Origin of the sequence: Amorphus orientalis (assembly GCF_030814015.1) — a bacterium.
Lineage (GTDB): Bacteria > Pseudomonadota > Alphaproteobacteria > Rhizobiales > Amorphaceae > Amorphus > Amorphus orientalis.
This window is the reverse complement of sequence record NZ_JAUSUL010000001.1, coordinates 1,117,899-1,136,028: the sequence shown is the minus strand read 5'-3', so window position 1 is coordinate 1,136,028 and position 18,130 is coordinate 1,117,899. Positions and strand designations below refer to the sequence as shown.

The following is an 18,130-nucleotide window of genomic DNA, read 5'->3' as shown; positions in this document are numbered from 1 at the left end:
CGGCCAAACGCCCTCCAGCTTGACTGTCCCGAAAGGTTCGGACGGGTCCGGAGCTACGGGAACGCTATTCCAGGCGAGCGCGGACGGCATCCATGTCGTCGAGCCGGCCGGCGATCAGCAGTCGACGGTCATTGCGGACAATCTCCAGCGCCGGAGTGACGATGACATCGGCCTCCAGCGCGGCGGCGGGGTTTTTCAGAACGTCCACGATCTCCACCTCGCCCATGCCGATCCCGATCGCTTCCATGATGGTTTCCAGATTTCGCCGAGCCGCCAGCGAGCCCGGGCTATCGGCCGTGACGAACAGGCGGAGGCGCGGGGTGCCGCTCATCTCAGCTTGCGCCCCTCATCGCCGTTCTTCCGGGTATCGGCGTCAAGCCGCCGGAGTTCTTCCTGAAGGCGCTGCAGCTCATCAAGCAGCCCTCTGCGCGTTTCGGCCTGGCGTCGCGCGGATTCGGCTCCTCTCTCCCTGCTCTCCTGTTCATGCTCGAGGTCCGCGCGCATCCGCGCCACCCGCGTCGAACCGGTCAGCATGCCGCCTTCGATCGGGTAGACGTCGGCCAGCACGACGCCCTCGTCGCTCAACAGCATTTCCCGGACATCGTTGCGGTGCGCGACGCCACGGGCCTTCACGATGGTCAGCACACGGTTCCGCTCGGCCCCCCGGATGCCGTAGGCCACGTGGATCCAATTGTCGGCGATCGTCGAAACGTGTGCGGTGCTCGATTCGTCCTGGCCGCCCTCGGTGAGCGAGGTGAGTACCGCGGTCGCTCCGCTCATCCGGACCGCATGCAGGACATACTCGACTGCGGGCCAGGCCATATCGCTCTCGAACGCCTTGGTCAGCGAGGAAAGGGGATCAATCGCGATGACGTCGGGGCGATGTTCGTCGATCCGGGCCCGAATGCTGGCGGCGTGGTGATCGACCCCGGCGCTGCCGCCGATCACGTATTCGACACGCAGAAGGCCGGAGTCGATATGGGGCTGGAGATCGATGCCGACGGAATTCAGATGCCTGACGACGTGTTCGCCAAACTCGTCGAACAGGATCAGGAGCGCCCGATCACCGCGCTCGCAAGCCGCCTCGATGAACGCGCCGGTCAATGTGGTCTTCGCGGTCCCCGGAGCGCCGGTATAGAGGCTCACGCTGCCTGCCGGAAAGCCCCCCTTCAGCATCTCGTCGAGGCCGCTGACGCCCGTCGAGACCGGCTCCCGCGCGCCGCGCGGCTGGGGGATCATGCCGGGGCCGAGATAGAGGGACGTGATGCCCTTCTCCGAAATGACGAACGGATAGGCGTTCTCGCCGTGTCCGGAACCACGGTATTTCGCGACCCACAGGGTTCTCTGCGACATCCGTCCTGTCTGTCGGCGCTCCAGACGCAGCGCGCAATCGGCACCGAAGAACATGGATTCGTAGATGTCCTCGAACCGGCCGTTCCGGCTCTTCAGCTTCGCGGTCAGGAGAACGACGGCGTCGCTCCGCCGCGCCCATTGCAACAGCCGGCCGAGTTCCCGCTCCGCGCCGGCCGAGGCCTCGATGCGATCCAGCAGAGTGTCGATGCCGTCGATGACGACGCGGCGTATTCCGTGCCGCTCACACAGGTGCTCCAGAATGCCGATCAGGCCGGTGAGATCGAAACCGCCCATTGTCTCGAAATCCATGTCGATCAGCGCGTCATGGAAATGGAGATCGTCGGACGCCCCCCCCCAGTCAAAGGCATCGACGGTTCGCTTCAATTCGCCGCTCTGCTCCTCGAGAGACAGATAGAGGCCTGGCTCACCGCAAGAGACGGCGCCGTGCTGCAGGGTCTGCAGGCAGAATATCGTCTTGCCGGCGCCGGCATCGCCGGCAACCAGGGTCGGGCGGCCCCGGGGCAAACCGCCGCCAAGTATCTCGTCGACCCCGACCATGCCTGTCGCCGCCTTGCCCTGCATGATGTCACCGTTCATTGGCAGCTTGCATTTCCGGCCGCGCTGGATTGTCCGCTATGGCCTCGAATTTCGCCCTGATCTGCGTTGCGCCCTCCGTCAGGAACCACACGAAGTCCTCCGCGGTCATCGGCGGCGCAAAGTAGTAGCCTTGAATTTCGTCGCAGTTGAGCCGCCGCAGCACATCCACTTCTTCAGCCCGCTCGACGCCTTCGGCCGTGGTGGAGATGCCGAGCGCGCGAGCCATGTCGATGATGGCCTTGGCAATGGCCCGATCTTCTTCGGTGTTCAGCAAGTTCCGGACGAATGACTGATCGATCTTGATGACATCGATCTGGAAGCGTCTGACATAGCTGAAAGACGAATAGCCGGTGCCGAAATCGTCGATGGCGATCGAAACGCCAAGCTCGCGCAAGCGGCCGATTGCCTCGCCGAAGCCAGGATCGAGGGCTGCGCTTTCCGTCATCTCGATTTCCAGCGCTTCCGGCGGCAATCCGTGTTCCGAGAGGGCCTTTTCCACGCTCGTCGGAAAATCGGTCCGACGGAGCTGGACTGCTGACGCATTGACGGACACGCGGATGTCCGAATGGCCGGCATCGATCCATTCCCGGGTCAGGCGGCATGCCTCCTGAAGGACCCATTGGCCGATCTGGATAATCTGCCCTGACCGTTCGGCAACGGGGATGAACTTGGCAGGGGACTGAAGACCGAATGTGGGATGGGCCCACCGCAGCAGCGCCTCCGCTCCCGTTATCTTGCCGTCTTTGACACGGACACGGGGTTGGAAATGGAGTTCGAACTCCTCGTTCTCGATGGCGCTCGCGAGCCCGTCGCGCATTGCGACACGCGTCTGGGAATCCAGTTCGGTCTTCTCGGAACCGGGAAACCGGAAGACGCCCGGACCCTCGGTTCGCGCCAACTCCAGCGCGGCGCCGGCATTGCCGAGTGCTTCCGTCGCACTTTCCACCCCCGGCTGCGGCCGGGATATGCCGACACTGACGCTCAGCCGGATCGTGCGTCCGACAAGTGACAGAGCTTCATCAAAGGCATCGATGATCTTCGTCGCCAGCGTCGCCGCATCGCTGTCCGCCAGCACGTCGTCCTGAAGAATCGCAAACTCGTCGTCGCCGATACGGGCGAGGAGGTCGGCCGATCTCACCTTGCTGCGCAATCGATCGGCGACCCCTTTGATGATTGCGTCGCCGACGTCGCCGCCATAAGCCCGGTTCAGGTCAACGAACCGGTCGATGCCGATGAGCAGCAAGGCCGTACCCGTTTCCGACTCGGCCCTTGGCCTCCCGAGATAGTGTTCCAACTGGCGCTGGACTTCCTCGCGATTGGCAAGACCGGTCAGCGGGTCGTGCGCCCGCAGATATTCGAGCTGCCCCCTCGCCGTACGCTCGGCGGTGATGTCGAGGAAGACACCGTCGCTGACCCGGTCCGTAGATGCGACCTCCTCGGTGTCGATGCTCGCGACGGCCTTCAGCCACCGTATCTCACCTTCGCGGCAGCGAATGGGGAACTCGATATCCAGCGGCTCCCCATTGCGGAAATGTCTTTCGAATGCCGCCTGTACGCCCGGGAACTCCGCCGGCGGCACCACTTTCTCAAGCAGCCTGTTGCTCGCCACCACGGCACCTGGAGATATCCCGAACATGTCCCAGCCCCGCTCGCTCAGCGAGTCCCACCGGAGCGTGTCCGCGCTGTCCTGCCTGAGACGGAAGAGCACCCCCGGCAGCGACTGTGACAGGCGTCTGATCCTCGAATGTTCGTTCTCGAGCGAGAGTTCCGCCAGCTTCCGGGCGGTCACGTCGATATGCATCGCGACCGCGCCCCGCCGGTCTCCCAGATTGACGGCGCCGACCATGAGCCGGAACCAGCGCTTCCGGTCCGGCGAATGGCACGGATACTCGAGACTGAACTCCTTCTGCCTGCCGGCCAGCACCTCCCGGATGCCTTCGGCGGCGGGTGCCGCTTCCTGAGAGCATTCACCCGTCGCGTTGTCGCAGATGGTCAGGTAATTCAGCCCGACGGCATGGTCTTCGCCGAGATAATGATTGGCATCAGCAAAGTGGTGCCAGTTCGAATTGCCGAGCAGCACCGTCCCGTCATGGTCGAGCAGAACAAGATTCGCCGGAAGGGCATCCAGCATCGTCCGATGACGCCTTTCGGCAACCAGCGTGGCATTCAGCGTTGTCTGCAGCTTGTCCTCGACGGAGCGGTGCGCCCGAATGGCCCGGCCGCTGATCACACCCGCACCGGCCACCGTGACAAGGAGCAGCACGAACTTCAGCAGCTCCATGCCCACATGATCTCGCCAGCTCGACAAGACCTCTTCACGTCCGATCGCGACGGCGACGATCAGGGGTTGGTCTTCGACCCGCCGATAGGCCACGTAACGTGCGACCTGATCGGACTGCTCCTCGGACAGGAAAACCCCGGCATCGCGCCTGGGAAGGTGCTCCTTGAAAAGGGGGTAGTTCAGGAACGAACGGCCGGTGACCCTTTCAGGATCGGGGGCCCGCAGCAGCATGGTGCCATCATCGTGGAAAATGGCCACAACGGTGTCTGATGTCGGCCGGTTCTCAAGCAGCGCCGGCCGCATGGCCTCGAGGTCCAGCGCAAAGCCGACTACCCCGCCGAATTCGCCGAGAGAATTGGCGAAGCGGCGCGTCACGGGAAGGTTCGGGCTGCCGGTCAGGCGTCCGGTTACAGGCTGACCGACGAATGCCTCACGGCCGGGATCGTCACGATGCGCCGCGAAAAAGTCGCGGTCCGCGAAGGAAATACCGGGTGGATCGGGATCTCCGCTGTCGGCGCGGAGCGTCCCCGTTTCATCGATGACGAAGATCCGCTGGACAAAATTGAGCTGACGCTCAAGCTCGGAAAGCTTCGGGTAGAGACGCTGGCCATCGACGCGTGCCGCATTCTCGATGCGCCATACCAGGGCGGTCTGCGCGATATCGATTTTGTCGGCAATGAGGCTGACTTCCTGATCCAGCAACCGCGCCATCGACACCGCGACTTCGCGCGTTTCCTCAAGTGTCTGCTGTCTCAGGGCGATCAGGTTCCAACCGGTCAACAGGACGTAGCCGAGAACGGCCGCTCCGGAAATGACCCAGATCCAGTTGCCGCTTCTCCCGGCTACAAGGCGCCTGCCAAACTCCGAAGCGCTACGCATCATCGATTAGTCTAACCACACAAGCTTCGATGGCAGCACACAAAATTCAATGAGGTCAATGTGACCGCGACCGGTCCACTTTAAGATCGTCGATCAAATGGATCCTTCCGGGCGCCCAATAGAGACTGAAGAGTCCGATCCATGGCCCGACCTGTGCAGTGCGCCAGGAGGACAAGATGCGTGCACCGAGGGAAGCACTCCGCCAATGCGATGGCTCATCCATAAGCCTTGAGCGCACTTGCCAACTGCATGGCGAAGCGCGCGGAAGCCACAGGCAGCGTGCGTCCGCGCATCTGTCCGAGGATCAGGCCGCCCGGCTGGACATCGCGCTCCGAGATCGGCCGGTACACCAGCGCGCCATCAGCGCGATCCTCGAGACCGATCGGGATCTGAAACCCGATCAGGTTTTCGTGCAGCACGTAGTGACGGATGAGTTCAAAGCTCTCCGTCTCGATGACCGGCGATACGCGACGCACCCCGCGCCGGGCCGCGTAGTCCAGCAGATGCCGGACCCCGTATTTTGCAGACGGAACGACGTGCGGGACGTCGAGACAGTCCCTGAGCCGCAGTTCCGTCTTGCGGGCAAGCGGGTGGCTCGGCTGCATGATCACGTGGACCGGCTGCGGCGCGATGTGGATGACCTCGAAATCGACGAGATAGACCGGCTCGAAGACGAGGGCCAGGTCGCTGGAGTAGGTCGCGAGTTCCTGCTCCGCCTGGGCGCGGTCCCGGACGTTGACGGTGAAGGTCACGCCGGGATGGGCTGCGCGATAAAGGGCGATCTGCTCCGGCAGGAAATAGGGCAGCGTCGCCTGGGAACAGGCAATCGAGACATGCCCCCGCCGTACGCCGGACAGATCGGCCACCTGCCCCTGCACCCGTGACAGGTCCGACTGCATGGCCCGGTAGTGGTGCAGCAGCAGCTCGCCGGCCGGATTGAGCCGGACGCCGCCCGGCAGCCGCTCGAACACCTCCGCTCCGAATTCCGCCTCGAAGCGGTTGATCCGCCGCGTCAGGGCGGAGGCGGTGATGTTCATGTCTTCCGCCGCCCGCCGCATCGAGCCGGCCCGCGCCACCGCGTCGATCAACTGAAACGTGTACAGGTGCCTCATTTCATTGGCCCATCTCTTGCGTGGTGCGTTTTTGGCACCGCCTCGCTGAATTCTTAGCAATTTTCAGAAACAGGCAAGGCAGCCAATCTGCCGGGAGTTGGTTCGCGGTTTGGAGAGGGAGCGAATTCATCATGGACAGACGTCAGCTTCTGAAGGGCGGCGCGGCGATCGTCGGCGTCGTGCCCTTCGCCAGGGCCTTCCCCGTTTTCGCCGCCTCGGCCGACCAGATCGTCGTGGTCACCGGCCAGACCATCAACAGCCTCGACCTGCACCGCACCGGCACCAACCGGCCGAGCTACCAGGTCGCCATCAACTGCTACGACCGTCTCGTGACGTTCGGCACCAAGACGCTGGAAAACGGCGACATCTCGTTCGACTATTCCCAGATCGAACCGGAGTTGGCGGAGAGCTGGACCACTTCCGAGGACGGCCTGACCATCACCTTCAAGCTGAAGCCGGACGCCACCTTCTGGGACGGCCGCAAGGTCACCGCCGAAGACGTGAAGTGGTCGTTCGACCGTGCCGTGTCGGTCGGCGGCTTCCCGACCACCCAGATGAAGGCGGGCGGGCTCAGCCGTCCTGACCAGTTCGAGGCCGTCGACGAGGCGACCTTCGTGGTCAAGCTCGACGCGCCGTCGAAGCTCTCGCTGCCCGACCTAGCCGTGCCGGTGCCCTTCGTGATCAACTCCGAGGTCGCAAAGGCGCACGCCACGGCCGACGATCCGTGGGCGACGGAATATCTGCACACCAACCCGGCCGGCTCGGGCGCCTACAAGGTCGCGCGCTGGGATTCGGGCCAGCAGATCGTCTTTGAGCGGTTCGACGGCTGGGTCGGCGGTCCGCTGCCGCAGGTGAAGCGCGTCATCCAGCGCGAGGTGCCGAGCCCGGCCACACGGCGCGCACTGATCGAGCGCGGCGACGTGCAGGTGTCGTTCGACATCCCCGACAAGGACGCCGCCGAGCTCGCCGAGAAGATGACGGTCTACTCGACCCCGATCGCCAACACGATCCACGTCGTCGGCCTCAACTTCGCGTTCGAGCCGTTCCAGGACCCGAAGGTGCGCCAGGCGATCGCCTATGCGATCCCCTACGAGGCGATCTTCCAGACCGCCGCCTACGGCCGCGGAGCGCCGCTGTGGGGCGCCACCGATCCGATCACGGACGCGAGCTGGCCGCGCAAGTCGCCCTATTTCACCGATCTCGACAAGGCGAAGGAGCTGATGGCCGCCTCGTCGTTCGCGAACGGCTTCAAGGTGCCGCTGTCGATCTCGACCGATCTCGCCAGCTGGATGGAGCCCACCGCACTCCTGATCCAGGAGGCGGTCGGCAAGATCGGCATCACCTGCGAGGTGGAGAAGATCCCCGGCGCCAACTGGCGCACCGCGGTGCTCGTCGAAAAGCGGCTGCCGTTCCACCTGGAGAATTTCGGCGGCTGGCTGGATACGCCCGACTACTACTTCTTCTGGGCGTACATGAAGGGCAACCTGTTCAACTCGTCCAACTACGAGAACGAGGAGCTGCAGAAGCTCACCGAGGAAACCCTGCCGATGGCGCAGGACGACCCGGAGTACTTGCCCAAGATCAAGCGGATGTTCGAGATCGCGTTCGCCGATCTGCCGCGCATCCCGCTCTACCAGCCGGCGCTCAACGTCGCGGTCAACGGCGCCTCCGGATACCAGTTCTGGTTCCACCGCCAGCTCGACGTCCGCCCGCTCTCCGTCGCCGAGGGCTAGACCATGAGAGGACGCGGCACCGCCATCTTGTTGCGCATCGCCCAGGCGGTGCCCGTCATCTTCGGCGTGATCGTGATCAGCTTCGTGCTGACCCGCGCGCTGCCCGGGGACCCCGCCGTGCAGTTCGCCGGCGCGGCGGCGACCCCGGAATCGATCGAGGAGGTGCGCAAGGCGCTCGGCCTCGACAAGTCGCTGCCCGAACAGTTCGCGATCTACCTGGGCGACCTCGCCCAGGGCGATCTCGGCCAGTCGGTCTCCACCGGCCGGCCGGTCCTGACCGAGCTCGCCGCCCGGCTGCCGGCGTCGCTGGAACTGACGCTAACCGCGCTGATCCTGTCTTGCGTGGTCGCGATCCCGCTCGGCATCCTCGCCGCGACGCGGCCGGGAAGCTGGGTCGACCAGCTCTGCCGGCTGCTGGTGACGGCGGGCGTCTCGCTGCCGACCTTCTTCACCGGCCTCGTGCTGATCTACGTGTTCTACTACGTGCTCGGGATCGCGCCCTCGCCGCTCGGCCGGCTCGACTTCATCTATCTCGACCCGCCCCACGTTACCGGCTTCTTCCTGATCGACGCCGCACTTGCGGGCGACTGGGAGACCTGGGTCGGCGCGCTCAAGCAGCTCATCCTGCCGGCCGTGACGCTGGCGCTGTTCACGCTTGCGCCGATCGCCCGGATGACCCGGGCCGCGATGCTCACCGCGCTCGGCGCCGACTATGTCCGCACCGCCCGCGCGGCCGGGCTGAGCCGGCACAAGATCCTCTACGGCTACGCCTTCCGCAACGCGCTGCTGCCGGTCGTGACCACGCTCGGCATGGTTTTCTCCTTCGTGCTCGGCGCCAACGTGCTGGTGGAAAAGGTGTTCGCCTGGCCCGGCATCGGCTCGTACGCGGTCGAAGCCCTGGTCGTCTCCGACTACGCCGCCGTGCAGGGCTTCGTGCTCGCCATGGCGCTGCTCTTCGTCGTCCTCAACCTGGTGATCGATCTCGCCTACTCCGTCATCGATCCCCGCTTCGGAGCGGAAGCAAAATGACCGATGGCACCCTCCCCGCGGCGCCGGTTGCCCGGTCGCAGACGGCCTCGCACATTCTCTACGTCCTGCGCGAGAACCCGGTCACCGCCGCCTCGTTCGTGATGTTCGCCTTTTTCCTGCTGTCGGCGCTGATCGGACCCTACGTCGTCCCCTACGACCCGCTGGCGACCGACGCGGTCAATGCGCTGCAGCCGCCGAGTTTCGCCCACCCGTTCGGCACCGACGCCCTCGGCCGCGACGTGTTCAGCCGGGTGATCGTCGCGACCCGGCTCGACCTGGTGATCTCGGTCGCGGCGGTGGCGATCTCCTTCGTGATCGGCTCGGTGCTGGGCGCGATCGCCGGCTACCGGGGCGGCCTGATCGACGCGGTCCTGAACCGGATCCTCGACACGATCATGGCGTTCCCGCTGTTCGTGCTGGCAATGGGCATCGTCGCCGCACTCGGCAACTCGGTGACGAACATCATCATCGCCACCGCGATCATCAACATCCCGTTCTACGCCCGGCTGGTCAGGGCTGAGGTCAACATCCGGCGCGAGGCCGGCTTCGCGCTCGCCGCCAAGCTCGCCGGAAACTCAGACGCCCGGGTGCTCGCCTTCCACATCTTCCCGAACGCGCTGCCGCCGATGATGGTCCAGGTCTCGCTCAATCTCGGCTGGGCCATCCTCAACGCGGCCGGGCTGAGCTTCATCGGCCTCGGCGTGAAACCGCCGACGCCGGAATGGGGCATCATGGTCGCCGAGGGCGCCAACTACATCGTCTCGGGCGAATGGTGGCTCGCGCTCTTCCCCGGCCTCTGGCTGATGCTCGCCGTGTTCACCTTCAACATGATGGGCGACGGCCTGCGCGACATCGTCGACCCGCGCCGGAGGACCTGACCGATGCTGTCGATCTCCAACCTCTGCGTCTCCTTCAAGACCCGGCGCGGCGACGTCGATGCGGTGAAGGGCGTCTCCTTCGAGCTCGCCAACGGCGAACGCCTCGGCATCGTCGGCGAAAGCGGCTCGGGCAAGTCGGTCACCTCCTACGCGCTGATGCGCATCCTCGACGCCGGCGGACGGATCAAGGCCGGCGAGGCCGTCTACGGCGGCGTCGATCTCCGCCGGGCGTCGGAATCCGCAATGAAGGACATCCGCGGCCGGGAGATCTCGATGATCTTCCAGAATCCGCGCGCCGCCCTCAATCCGATCCGCAAGGTCGGCCACCAGATCGAGGACGTGCTCCGCCGCCACGGCCAGGCGACGGCGTCGAACGCGAAGGAAAAGGCCATCGAGGCGCTGGAGGCGGTCCGCATCAACGACGCGCCGGCCCGCTACGAGGCCTACCCGTTCGAGCTGTCCGGCGGCATGTGCCAGCGCATCGTCATCGCCATCGCGCTCGCCTGCAATCCGCGGCTGCTGATCGCCGACGAGCCGACCACCGGCCTCGACATCACCACCCAGAAGACGGTGATGGATCTCGTCGACGAGCTGGTCCGGGCGCGCGGCATGTCGTCGATCCTGATCACCCACGATCTCGGGCTGGCCTCGCAGTACTGCGACCGGATCATGGTGATGAAGGACGGGCTGATCGTGGAGGAAGGCGACCCGGCCGAGCTGTTCGCGAATCCGCAGCACCCCTATACGAACCGGCTGGTCGACGCGACGCCGCGCCGGGGGGTCAGCATCCGCTCGCTGCTGCCGGAGGATCGGCGCACGCCGGAGCCTCCGCGCGAGATCAGGGACGAGCCGCTTCTGGAGATCCTCAATCTCAGGAAGACCTACATGGGCAAGTCCGGTCCTGTTCATGCGGTCAAGGGCGTCAGCTTCACGATCCGCCAGGGCGAAAGCGTCGGGCTCGTCGGCGAATCCGGCTGCGGCAAGTCGACCACCTCGTCAATGATCGTGCGCCTGCTCGATTCGAGCTCCGGCCAGATCCTCTATAAGGGCGAGGATCTGGCGGCGCTGCCGGCAAAGGACTTCGCCCGCAATCCGCTGCGCGGGAAGATCCAGATGGTGTTCCAGGACGCCACCGACAGCCTCAATCCCCGCCACACCGCCCGCCAGTCGATCGCGGAGCCGCTGCACCGGATGACCGACCTCAAGGGCGAGCGGCTCGCCGCCCGCGTGCTGGAACTTGCCGAACTGACCGGGCTGCCCGCCCATCTGCTCGACCGGTTTCCACACCAGCTCTCCGGCGGCCAGAAGGCCCGTGTCGGGATTGCCCGGGCGATCGCGCCGGACCCGGACCTGCTCATCCTCGACGAGCCGACCGCGGCCCTCGACGTCTCCATCCAGGCGCTGGTGCTCAACCTCTTGGCCGATCTGAGGGCACGGCTCGGCATGAGCTACCTGTTCGTCAGCCACGATCTCAACGTGGTGCGCCTGCTCTGCGACAAGGTCGTGGTGATGAAGGGCGGCGCCATCGTCGAGGCCGGGCCGGTCGAGGCCGTCATGGACGCACCGACCAATCCGTACACCTCCGAACTCCTGTCCGCCGCCCCCCAGGCACCGTCCCGCCGGGCCGCATAGCCGGCCCGACACTGCCTGCAGAACCAACCGTTTCCCGTCGGCCCCGGCCCCACGCCGGAGCCGGTGCGACCCCGCCTGTCGCCAAGTTGAGGCTGGCCCATGATTGAAACCCTCCCCTTCACCCTCGGCACGCTCCGCGACGCCTACCGAACCGGACTGCGCCCGGAGGCCGTCGTAGCCGAAGTCTTCCGCCGGCTGGAGGCGGTGGGAGACGACGGCATCTTCATCCACATCGCACGGGAGGCCGCACTTGCCGAGGCGGCCAGGCTCGGGGACGACGATGGCCGTCCGCTCTGGGGCATTCCGTTCGCCGTGAAGGACAACATCGACGTCGCCGGCATGCCGACGACGGCCGCCTGCCCCGACTTCGCCTACACGCCCGACCGCGACGCCTTCGTCGTCGACCGGCTGCGCGCCGCCGGCGCGATCTGCGTCGGCAAGACCAACCTCGACCAGTTCGCGACAGGGCTCGTCGGCGTCCGCACCCCCTATCCGGCGCCGAAGAACGCCCTCGATCCGGCGATCGTGCCGGGCGGCTCGTCGTCCGGGTCGGCCGTCGTGGTGGCGCACAACATCGTGCCCTTCGCGCTCGGGACCGACACCGCCGGATCGGGGCGCGTTCCCGCCGCCCTCAACGGGATCGTCGGGTTGAAGCCGACGCTGGGCGCGCTGTCGGCGAGCGGCGTCGTCCCGGCCTGTCGGACGCTCGATACCATCTCCGTCTTCGCCGGCACGACCGACGATGCGTGGGAGGTGTTCGCCGTGGCCGCCGCCCACGATCCGGACGACGCCTATGCGCGGCCGTTCCCGCTCTTCCGCGAAGCGAACGTCCCGCCCGTCTTGCGGATCGGGGTGCCGGATGCGGCGAGCCTGGAGACCTTCGGCGACGCGGTCCAGAAGGACGCCTTCCAGGCGACGCTGACCCAGCTGGAGATGTCGGGCGCGGCGATCGCCGAGATCGACTTCACGCCGTTCTACGAGGTCGCGCGTCTGCTCTACGACGGTGCCTGGGTCGCCGAACGGGTCGCCGCCGTTGGCGATCGTCTGACCCACGCGCCGGCGACGCTGCATCCGACCCTGATCGACGTGCTGTCGCCGGGGCTGTCGATGACCGCGGCGGACACGTTCCGCGACATCTACCGGCTGCAGGAGCTCAGGCGCCGCTGCGACGACCTGATCGCCGAGGTCGACCTTTTGTGCGTGCCCAGCATTCCGACCTTCGTCAGCCTCGCCGAGGTCGCGGCGGAGCCGGTCGCGGCGAACTCGCGCCTCGGCGTCTACACCAACTTCGTGAACCTGCTCGACATGTGCGCGCTGGCGGTGCCGACGGCGCCGCGCTCCGACGGGCGGCCGGGCAGCGTGACGCTGATCGCCGGCAAGGGCGCCGACGCGCTCTGCGCCGCGCTGGGCAAGCGGATCGCGTCCGGCCCGGCAGCCGAGACCCACAGCCTCGCGTCGGCGGGCACCACGGCAGCGGACGACGAGATCGAGGTCGCGGTGTGCGGCGCGCACATGTCCGGCCTGCCGCTCAACGGCGAGCTGACAGGGCGCGGCGGGCGCTATCTGCGCCGATGCCGGACCGCCCCGGCCTATCGCTTCTACGCACTCGCCGGCGGTCCGCCGAAGCGCCCCGGCCTGATCCGCGAGGAGCGCGGCGGAACCGCGATCGAGGTCGAGGTCTGGGCGCTGCCGCGCACCGCCTTCGGCGACTTCATGGCCGGCATCCCCGCCCCGCTCGGCATCGGCACGCTGGAACTCGACGACGGCACCTCGGTGAAGGGGTTCCTCTGCGAGAGCGCCGGGCTCGCCGGGGCCCAGGACATCAGCTTCTTCGGCGGGTGGCGCGCGTATATGTCTGCGATTGGAAGTGGCGGAGCCTCGGTTCCCTTGCCGGTCGAAGCACAGGCGTGAGCCTGGACGGAACGGACCGGCGGCTTTCAGACCATCCCTGGCTAACGGGGTGCCGTTCGCCGCCACCCTTTCCTGCCACTCAGGCCAACCCGTCCGATCTTCGTATAGCCCCCCTAGAGGCCCGCATCGACGATGAGCGCCGCGCTGAAACGTAGGGCGAAGCAAATTCCCGCCGCCGCGGACGCGAGCGCCGCGCGCCGGTTGAGAAGCGCACTTCGGTTCATCGCGACGGCCATCCGGTTGATATCGGCTTGGTCCAGCGTCTCGAAACGGGAGACGCGCCGCACCGTCCGAGCGCCCGCCTGATACCAGAGACCTGCCGCTGCGAGAGAACTGACGATCGCGGCGAGATCGAGAAGGATAAAGACCACGTCCATTCAGTCTGCCTTAGCATTGGAAGGTTCAGATCTCCTGACGGCCTGCCGGTCCGTTACCTCAAGCTCGGTAAGGAGATCGAGCGTGATCTCGCTCTCGATCCGTTCGGCCTGCTGTGACGGGCAGAAAAGCGTGACCTCGACACGGAGCTTCCCCAGATCCGTGGTGAGAAACCGGACCACGGGGGCCGGGTCGGGAAGATCGCTGTGGGTCTTCCGTTCGATTGCCGCGTTGGCACGGGCGGCGCGGTCCGCGAACGGCTCGTAGTGTCGGGATACGATTGCCGAGACCCGTTCGTGCGCGCCCTCAAGCGGCGGCATCGGATCGAGCGTCACCGCGAACCGGTGATAGGTGTAGTCCCGCAACGCCGTCTGGTTGCAAACGGTAGCCGTCAGCAGAAGACTGTTCGGCACGACGATCGTGCGACCCGTCGGCATGTAGGCATGGGGCCCGGTCCCGAACTCCTGAAGCGTCGTCGCCAGCAACGTGTGGTCCGTCACCTCGCCTCGGGTCTCGCCGATCTCGATCCAGTCACCGACGGCGAATGCGCGCGTCGTCGCGCGAAGAACGGCCCCCGACAGACACAGGATCAGCTCCTTGGTCGCGACGACAAGAGCGACGGCTACGGCGGTCAGAGAGAGCGCGAACGTGCGAAGCTGGGGCGCCCAGATCAGCACGAGACCGACAAGAAGCAGAAGAAGAAACGCGTTTCGAGTTGTGGCGATCAGACGCCGCTGATTGTGCGGCGCCAGCTGCGACCGTGCACGGATTGTTCGAACGGCGATCTTCCGGGCGATCCAGAGCAGCAGCAGAAGAAGGAACGACGCGATCAGATCGAACTGCGGCAAAACGGCAGGATCAAAAGGCAGTCGCGGAATTGTCAATTCGCTCAGCATGGCCTCGATCTGTATCACGCGGTGGGTTAGGGGAAGCAACTCCGGCTCGGCCAAAGCCGTTGAACGGGCGTTGTGTTTTGCTCACACTGAGCAACGGCATAGGGGAGGACCCGCTCGCACGCACGCCCAAACGGAGGAATGGGGCATGATCTGCGCCGAACGGCCACGAAATGGGGGTGCTCGTTCGAATTGGACATACGGTTACATCGCCGTCTGAAGAAAATCATTGTCCGTATTTGCGGCGGGCATGAAGAATGGGCAGAATAGCGAATATGCGGTTCCTCCGGGTCCTGATCGGCCTGATGCTCATTCTGGCGGCCGGCTTCATCATCGTTGGCGAGCAACTGTCCGGGGCGAGCTCCGGAGCCGTGGTCAATGCACGTCTGACCACCTTGCAGTCCCCGATCGCCGGCGAGATCTCCATGTCCAATCTCGCCCTCGGAAGCCTAGTGGGCGAAGGCGAGCAGATCGCCCGCATCAGCGACCCGCTCGTCGACGACATCCGATTGGCGGACCTGAGGCTGGAGCGGAACCTGGCGCAGGCCGAGCGCGGTCAGATCACCGACCAGATCGCCGCGATCGACGACTCCCTCGAGATCCTCACGAACCGGGCCCGGCAATACGGTCGCGAGCGCATCCGGCAGCTCGAGGCGGAGATCGAAGCGGCGCGATCGAACGCAGCGGCAGCGGAAGCGCGCCTGGAGCAGGCCCAGGGGACGCTTGACCGAGTGGTCCAGCTCTCGGAAAGGGGCGTGGCGACCGAAGCGGCCTTCGATGCGGCCACGGCAGACGCGCGCGTGGCGGAGCGCCTGCTCGAACAGAACAGGAGCCAGCTGCGCGTGCTCGAGATCCAGCTCGAGGCCGCCCGCGACGGCATCTTCCTCGGCGACAGCTACAACGACGCGCCCTACTCCGAGCAGCGCGCCGAAGAGCTCCAGCTTCGCCGCAGAGAACTCGAGGCCGACCTCGATGCGGTCTCCGCACGGCTGAGTGCGATCACGGAACGCATCAACGCGGAGCAGCGGCGTGTGAACCTTCTCTCCGAGGCCGTCGTGGTGGCCAACGTGTCCGGCAGGCTTTGGGAAGTGCTTGCGGCCGATGGCGAAAGGGTCCAGCGCGGCGAGGACATCATGCGGCTGGTGGATTGCAATTCCACCTTCGTCACGCTGAGTGTGGCGGAATCCGTCTACAACCGCCTCCAGATCGGCGATCCGGCCCAGTTCCGTCCCAACGGCGAATCCATCGTCTACGAAGGAACGGTCTCGCGTCTTGCCGGATCGGGCGCGGCGACCGTCTACAGCAACCTCGCCGTGGCGCCGAGCGGGGAACATCTGGAGCGCTACGACGTGACGCTGCTCGTGCCGGACCTGGCCCTCGACCCGGCACTCGGCTGCGCGATCGGGCGGACCGGCCGGGCCTTCTTCCAGAGCCGTCCGCTCGACTGGGCGCGGGGGCTCCTGTCGCGCCTCAGCCCATGATCTACCTCTCGGCGTTTCAGTCGAGCCTCCTGCATCTGGCGCTCGTCGCCGGCGTCGTTCTCCTCCTGCCGTCCGTCTTCAACCGTGAAACCAACCTGCACCGCACGATCGTCTTTGCGACCGCAGGGCTGCTGGCCATGCGCTACGTCTGGTGGCGCGCGACCGAAACCCTCGCTCCGTTCGGGCTCACGTGGGACTGTCTGGCAAGCTGGTCGTTCTTCGCCCTCGAGGCCGGCGCAGTTTTGTCGTCGCTGTCGGCCTTCACCCTGTTGTCCAGGGTCAGGCACCGGCAGGCGGAAGCCGATGCCAACGCCGGCTGGTGGGCGCCGGGTCGGCCGCCCAGGGTCGCCGTCCTCATCGCCACCTACAACGAAGACCGGGACGTGTTGGAGCGGACGCTCGCCGGCGCAGCCGCTCTCAACCATCCGGTCGTCGAGATCCTCGTCCTAGACGACGGCCGCCGCCCCTGGCTGACGGAGTTCGCGGCCCGTTTCGGGGCCCGGCACGTCACCCGCCCCGACAATGCCCACGCCAAGGCGGGCAATATCAACCACACCCTTGCCGCCCTGGCGGAACGCGCCGAGCGCCCCGATTTCGTCGCGGTTCTGGACGCCGATTTCGTCCCTCACCGCAACTTCCTCGAGCGGACCCTGGCGCTCTTTCACGAGCCCGACATTGGACTGGTGCAGACGCCGCAGCATTTCTTCAATGCCGATCCGATCCAGCACAATCTGGGCCTCAGCCGCTCCTATCCCGACGAACAGCGCTTCTTCTTCGACCACCTCCAGCCGTCCCGGGACGCCTGGGGCATCGCATTCTGCTGCGGAACCTCGTCGGTGATGCGTTTCGAGGCACTCAAGCGGATCGGGTTTTTTCCGACCGACAGCATTACCGAGGACTTCCTTGTCACCATCGCCCTGCAGAACGCCGGATTTCGCACCGTCTATCTCGACGAGGCGCTGACCGAAGGCCTCGCGCCCGAAGGGCTGAAGGAATACATCACCCAGCGGGCGCGCTGGTGCCTCGGCCTGATGCAGATCGCGCGCGGAAAACTCGGGCCGCTGTCGCGCAACCGGCTGCGCCTGCGCGATCGCTGGAGCCTGATCGATTCGGTCCTCTACTGGACGACGACGTTCACCTTTCGCCTCGCGGCACTCACGTTTCCGCTGCTGTACTGGTTCTTCAACGTCACCGTCGTCAACGCCACCGTCCCGGACGTCATCAGCTATTTCGGCACCTACTTTCTGTTCGTCATCGCCGCCCTCAACTTCGTGTCCGGCGGCCTTGTCGTGCCGCTGGTCAACGACGTCAGCCAGATGCTGGGCGCCATCCCGATCACGCGCGCGGCCTACACCGGGCTCCTCAAGCCTCACGGCCACGCATTCAAGGTGACGGCGAAGGGCGGAGACAGGACCCGGACCATCGTTCAGTGGGGCCTGATGCGGCCGTTCGCGATCCTGTTCGCGCTCACCGTTCTCGGCCTGATGGTCGGGCTCTTCTCCTGGCGCTACGCTTTCGACGACGCCGGCGACGGCAAGGTCGTGATCCTGTTCTGGACGTTCTACAATCTCATCGTTCTTGCTCTGACGATGTTCGCGTGCGTGGAGCTGCCCCGCGCCGAACGGCATTATGTCGACGTTCCGGAACGGGTGACGGTCCGCTTCGGCGAAGGAGCGGCGACCCGACGGGCGTGGATGCGCGGTCTCGCCACGGACGGGATGCGCCTGCGCGGCGCGACGGCGCCGGCCGGCACGGATCTGGTGGTTTCGATCGGCGAGGTCGGCGAGGTTGCAGCGACGGTCGTGAAGTCGGAGGACGACGGTGCGATCCTGCGCCTTCTGCCCGACGAGACGCAGCGCGAGGCGATCATGAACCGTCTCTACGCGGCCGGAAATGCACCCGGTGTGACGCAAACGCGCCTGCCGGGCATCCTGCCAGACTTCCTGATCCGGCTGACGTCGGGCCGGCCTTAAACA

13 protein-coding genes are annotated in these 18,130 nt (G+C 65.9%); 7 read left to right on the top strand and 6 right to left on the bottom strand.

All coding sequences use genetic code 11. From position 1 onward, the window contains the following. Nucleotides 1-64: 64 nt before the first annotated feature. The 4 genes from J2S73_RS05075 to J2S73_RS05060 form a co-directional block, all read right to left on the bottom strand. Nucleotides 65-331, bottom strand: coding sequence for a circadian clock KaiB family protein (locus tag J2S73_RS05075; protein ID WP_306884350.1), 267 nt, complete (start codon nt 329-331; stop codon nt 65-67). Beyond that, entirely contained in the window at nt 328-1,950 is a 1,623-nt protein-coding gene (locus J2S73_RS05070) for a DUF7125 family protein (RefSeq protein WP_306884349.1), read from the bottom strand. Before J2S73_RS05070 ends, J2S73_RS05075 begins: the two co-directional genes overlap by 4 nt. Then, nucleotides 1,940-5,113 (bottom strand): bifunctional diguanylate cyclase/phosphodiesterase, encoded by a 3,174-nt coding sequence (locus tag J2S73_RS05065; RefSeq protein WP_306884347.1) that lies wholly within the window; start codon nt 5,111-5,113, stop codon nt 1,940-1,942. Before J2S73_RS05065 ends, J2S73_RS05070 begins: the two co-directional genes overlap by 11 nt. A gap of 212 nt (nt 5,114-5,325) precedes the next feature. Continuing rightward, nucleotides 5,326-6,222, bottom strand: coding sequence for a LysR family transcriptional regulator (locus J2S73_RS05060; RefSeq protein WP_306884346.1), 897 nt, complete (start codon nt 6,220-6,222; stop codon nt 5,326-5,328). Between the two features lie 131 nt (nt 6,223-6,353). Between J2S73_RS05060 and J2S73_RS05055 the strand changes: the two genes are divergently transcribed. The 5 genes from J2S73_RS05055 to atzF all read left to right on the top strand — a co-directional run bounded on the left by J2S73_RS05055 (nt 6,354) and on the right by atzF (nt 13,405). Continuing rightward, nucleotides 6,354-7,955, top strand: a complete 1,602-nt coding sequence (locus J2S73_RS05055; protein ID WP_306884345.1) for an ABC transporter substrate-binding protein — start codon at nt 6,354-6,356, stop codon at nt 7,953-7,955. 3 nt (nt 7,956-7,958) lie between these two features. Continuing rightward, the gene (locus J2S73_RS05050) at nt 7,959-8,984 is read left to right on the top strand and encodes an ABC transporter permease (RefSeq protein ID WP_306884344.1); all 1,026 of its coding nucleotides are present in this window, start codon (nt 7,959-7,961) and stop codon (nt 8,982-8,984) included. Continuing rightward, nucleotides 8,981-9,862 (top strand): ABC transporter permease, encoded by an 882-nt coding sequence (locus J2S73_RS05045; protein ID WP_306884343.1) that lies wholly within the window; start codon nt 8,981-8,983, stop codon nt 9,860-9,862. The genes J2S73_RS05050 and J2S73_RS05045 overlap by 4 nt, the downstream gene beginning before the upstream one ends. A gap of 3 nt (nt 9,863-9,865) precedes the next feature. After that, the gene (locus tag J2S73_RS05040; RefSeq protein WP_306884342.1) at nt 9,866-11,494 is read left to right on the top strand and encodes a dipeptide ABC transporter ATP-binding protein; all 1,629 of its coding nucleotides are present in this window, start codon (nt 9,866-9,868) and stop codon (nt 11,492-11,494) included. Between the two features lie 99 nt (nt 11,495-11,593). Further along, nucleotides 11,594-13,405: an allophanate hydrolase gene (atzF, locus tag J2S73_RS05035; RefSeq protein ID WP_306884340.1), complete on the top strand. Its 1,812-nt coding sequence runs from the start codon at nt 11,594-11,596 to the stop codon at nt 13,403-13,405. 113 nt (nt 13,406-13,518) lie between these two features. On the opposite strand, the gene J2S73_RS05030 is transcribed toward atzF, so the two are convergent. After that, on the bottom strand, nt 13,519-13,782 hold the full coding sequence (locus J2S73_RS05030; protein ID WP_306884339.1) for a hypothetical protein: 264 nt from the start codon (nt 13,780-13,782) through the stop codon (nt 13,519-13,521). Further along, the gene (locus J2S73_RS05025) at nt 13,783-14,628 is read right to left on the bottom strand and encodes a mechanosensitive ion channel family protein (protein WP_306884338.1); all 846 of its coding nucleotides are present in this window, start codon (nt 14,626-14,628) and stop codon (nt 13,783-13,785) included. Nucleotides 14,629-14,948: 320 nt separating this feature from the next. Between J2S73_RS05025 and J2S73_RS05020 the strand changes: the two genes are divergently transcribed. After that, nucleotides 14,949-16,154: an HlyD family secretion protein gene (locus tag J2S73_RS05020; protein ID WP_306884337.1), complete on the top strand. Its 1,206-nt coding sequence runs from the start codon at nt 14,949-14,951 to the stop codon at nt 16,152-16,154. Continuing rightward, nucleotides 16,151-18,127: a glycosyltransferase gene (locus J2S73_RS05015; RefSeq protein ID WP_306884335.1), complete on the top strand. Its 1,977-nt coding sequence runs from the start codon at nt 16,151-16,153 to the stop codon at nt 18,125-18,127. The genes J2S73_RS05020 and J2S73_RS05015 overlap by 4 nt, the downstream gene beginning before the upstream one ends. The last annotated feature ends 3 nt before the right edge of the window (nt 18,128-18,130 follow it).

What these genes read in the sequence shown, in the direction of transcription:
- J2S73_RS05050 (WP_306884344.1), top strand. Translation starts at nt 7,959, where the DNA reads ATGAGAGGACGCGGCACCGCCATCTTGTTGCGCATCGCCCAGGCGGTG.
- J2S73_RS05030 (WP_306884339.1), bottom strand. Translation starts at nt 13,782, where the DNA reads ATGGACGTGGTCTTTATCCTTCTCGATCTCGCCGCGATCGTCAGTTCT.
- J2S73_RS05020 (WP_306884337.1), top strand. Translation starts at nt 14,949, where the DNA reads ATGCGGTTCCTCCGGGTCCTGATCGGCCTGATGCTCATTCTGGCGGCC.
- J2S73_RS05070 (WP_306884349.1), bottom strand. Translation starts at nt 1,950, where the DNA reads ATGAACGGTGACATCATGCAGGGCAAGGCGGCGACAGGCATGGTCGGG.
- J2S73_RS05065 (WP_306884347.1), bottom strand. Translation starts at nt 5,113, where the DNA reads ATGATGCGTAGCGCTTCGGAGTTTGGCAGGCGCCTTGTAGCCGGGAGA.
- J2S73_RS05015 (WP_306884335.1), top strand. Translation starts at nt 16,151, where the DNA reads ATGATCTACCTCTCGGCGTTTCAGTCGAGCCTCCTGCATCTGGCGCTC.
- atzF (WP_306884340.1), top strand. Translation starts at nt 11,594, where the DNA reads ATGATTGAAACCCTCCCCTTCACCCTCGGCACGCTCCGCGACGCCTAC.
- J2S73_RS05055 (WP_306884345.1), top strand. Translation starts at nt 6,354, where the DNA reads ATGGACAGACGTCAGCTTCTGAAGGGCGGCGCGGCGATCGTCGGCGTC.
- J2S73_RS05045 (WP_306884343.1), top strand. Translation starts at nt 8,981, where the DNA reads ATGACCGATGGCACCCTCCCCGCGGCGCCGGTTGCCCGGTCGCAGACG.
- J2S73_RS05040 (WP_306884342.1), top strand. Translation starts at nt 9,866, where the DNA reads ATGCTGTCGATCTCCAACCTCTGCGTCTCCTTCAAGACCCGGCGCGGC.
- J2S73_RS05060 (WP_306884346.1), bottom strand. Translation starts at nt 6,222, where the DNA reads ATGAGGCACCTGTACACGTTTCAGTTGATCGACGCGGTGGCGCGGGCC.
- J2S73_RS05075 (WP_306884350.1), bottom strand. Translation starts at nt 331, where the DNA reads ATGAGCGGCACCCCGCGCCTCCGCCTGTTCGTCACGGCCGATAGCCCG.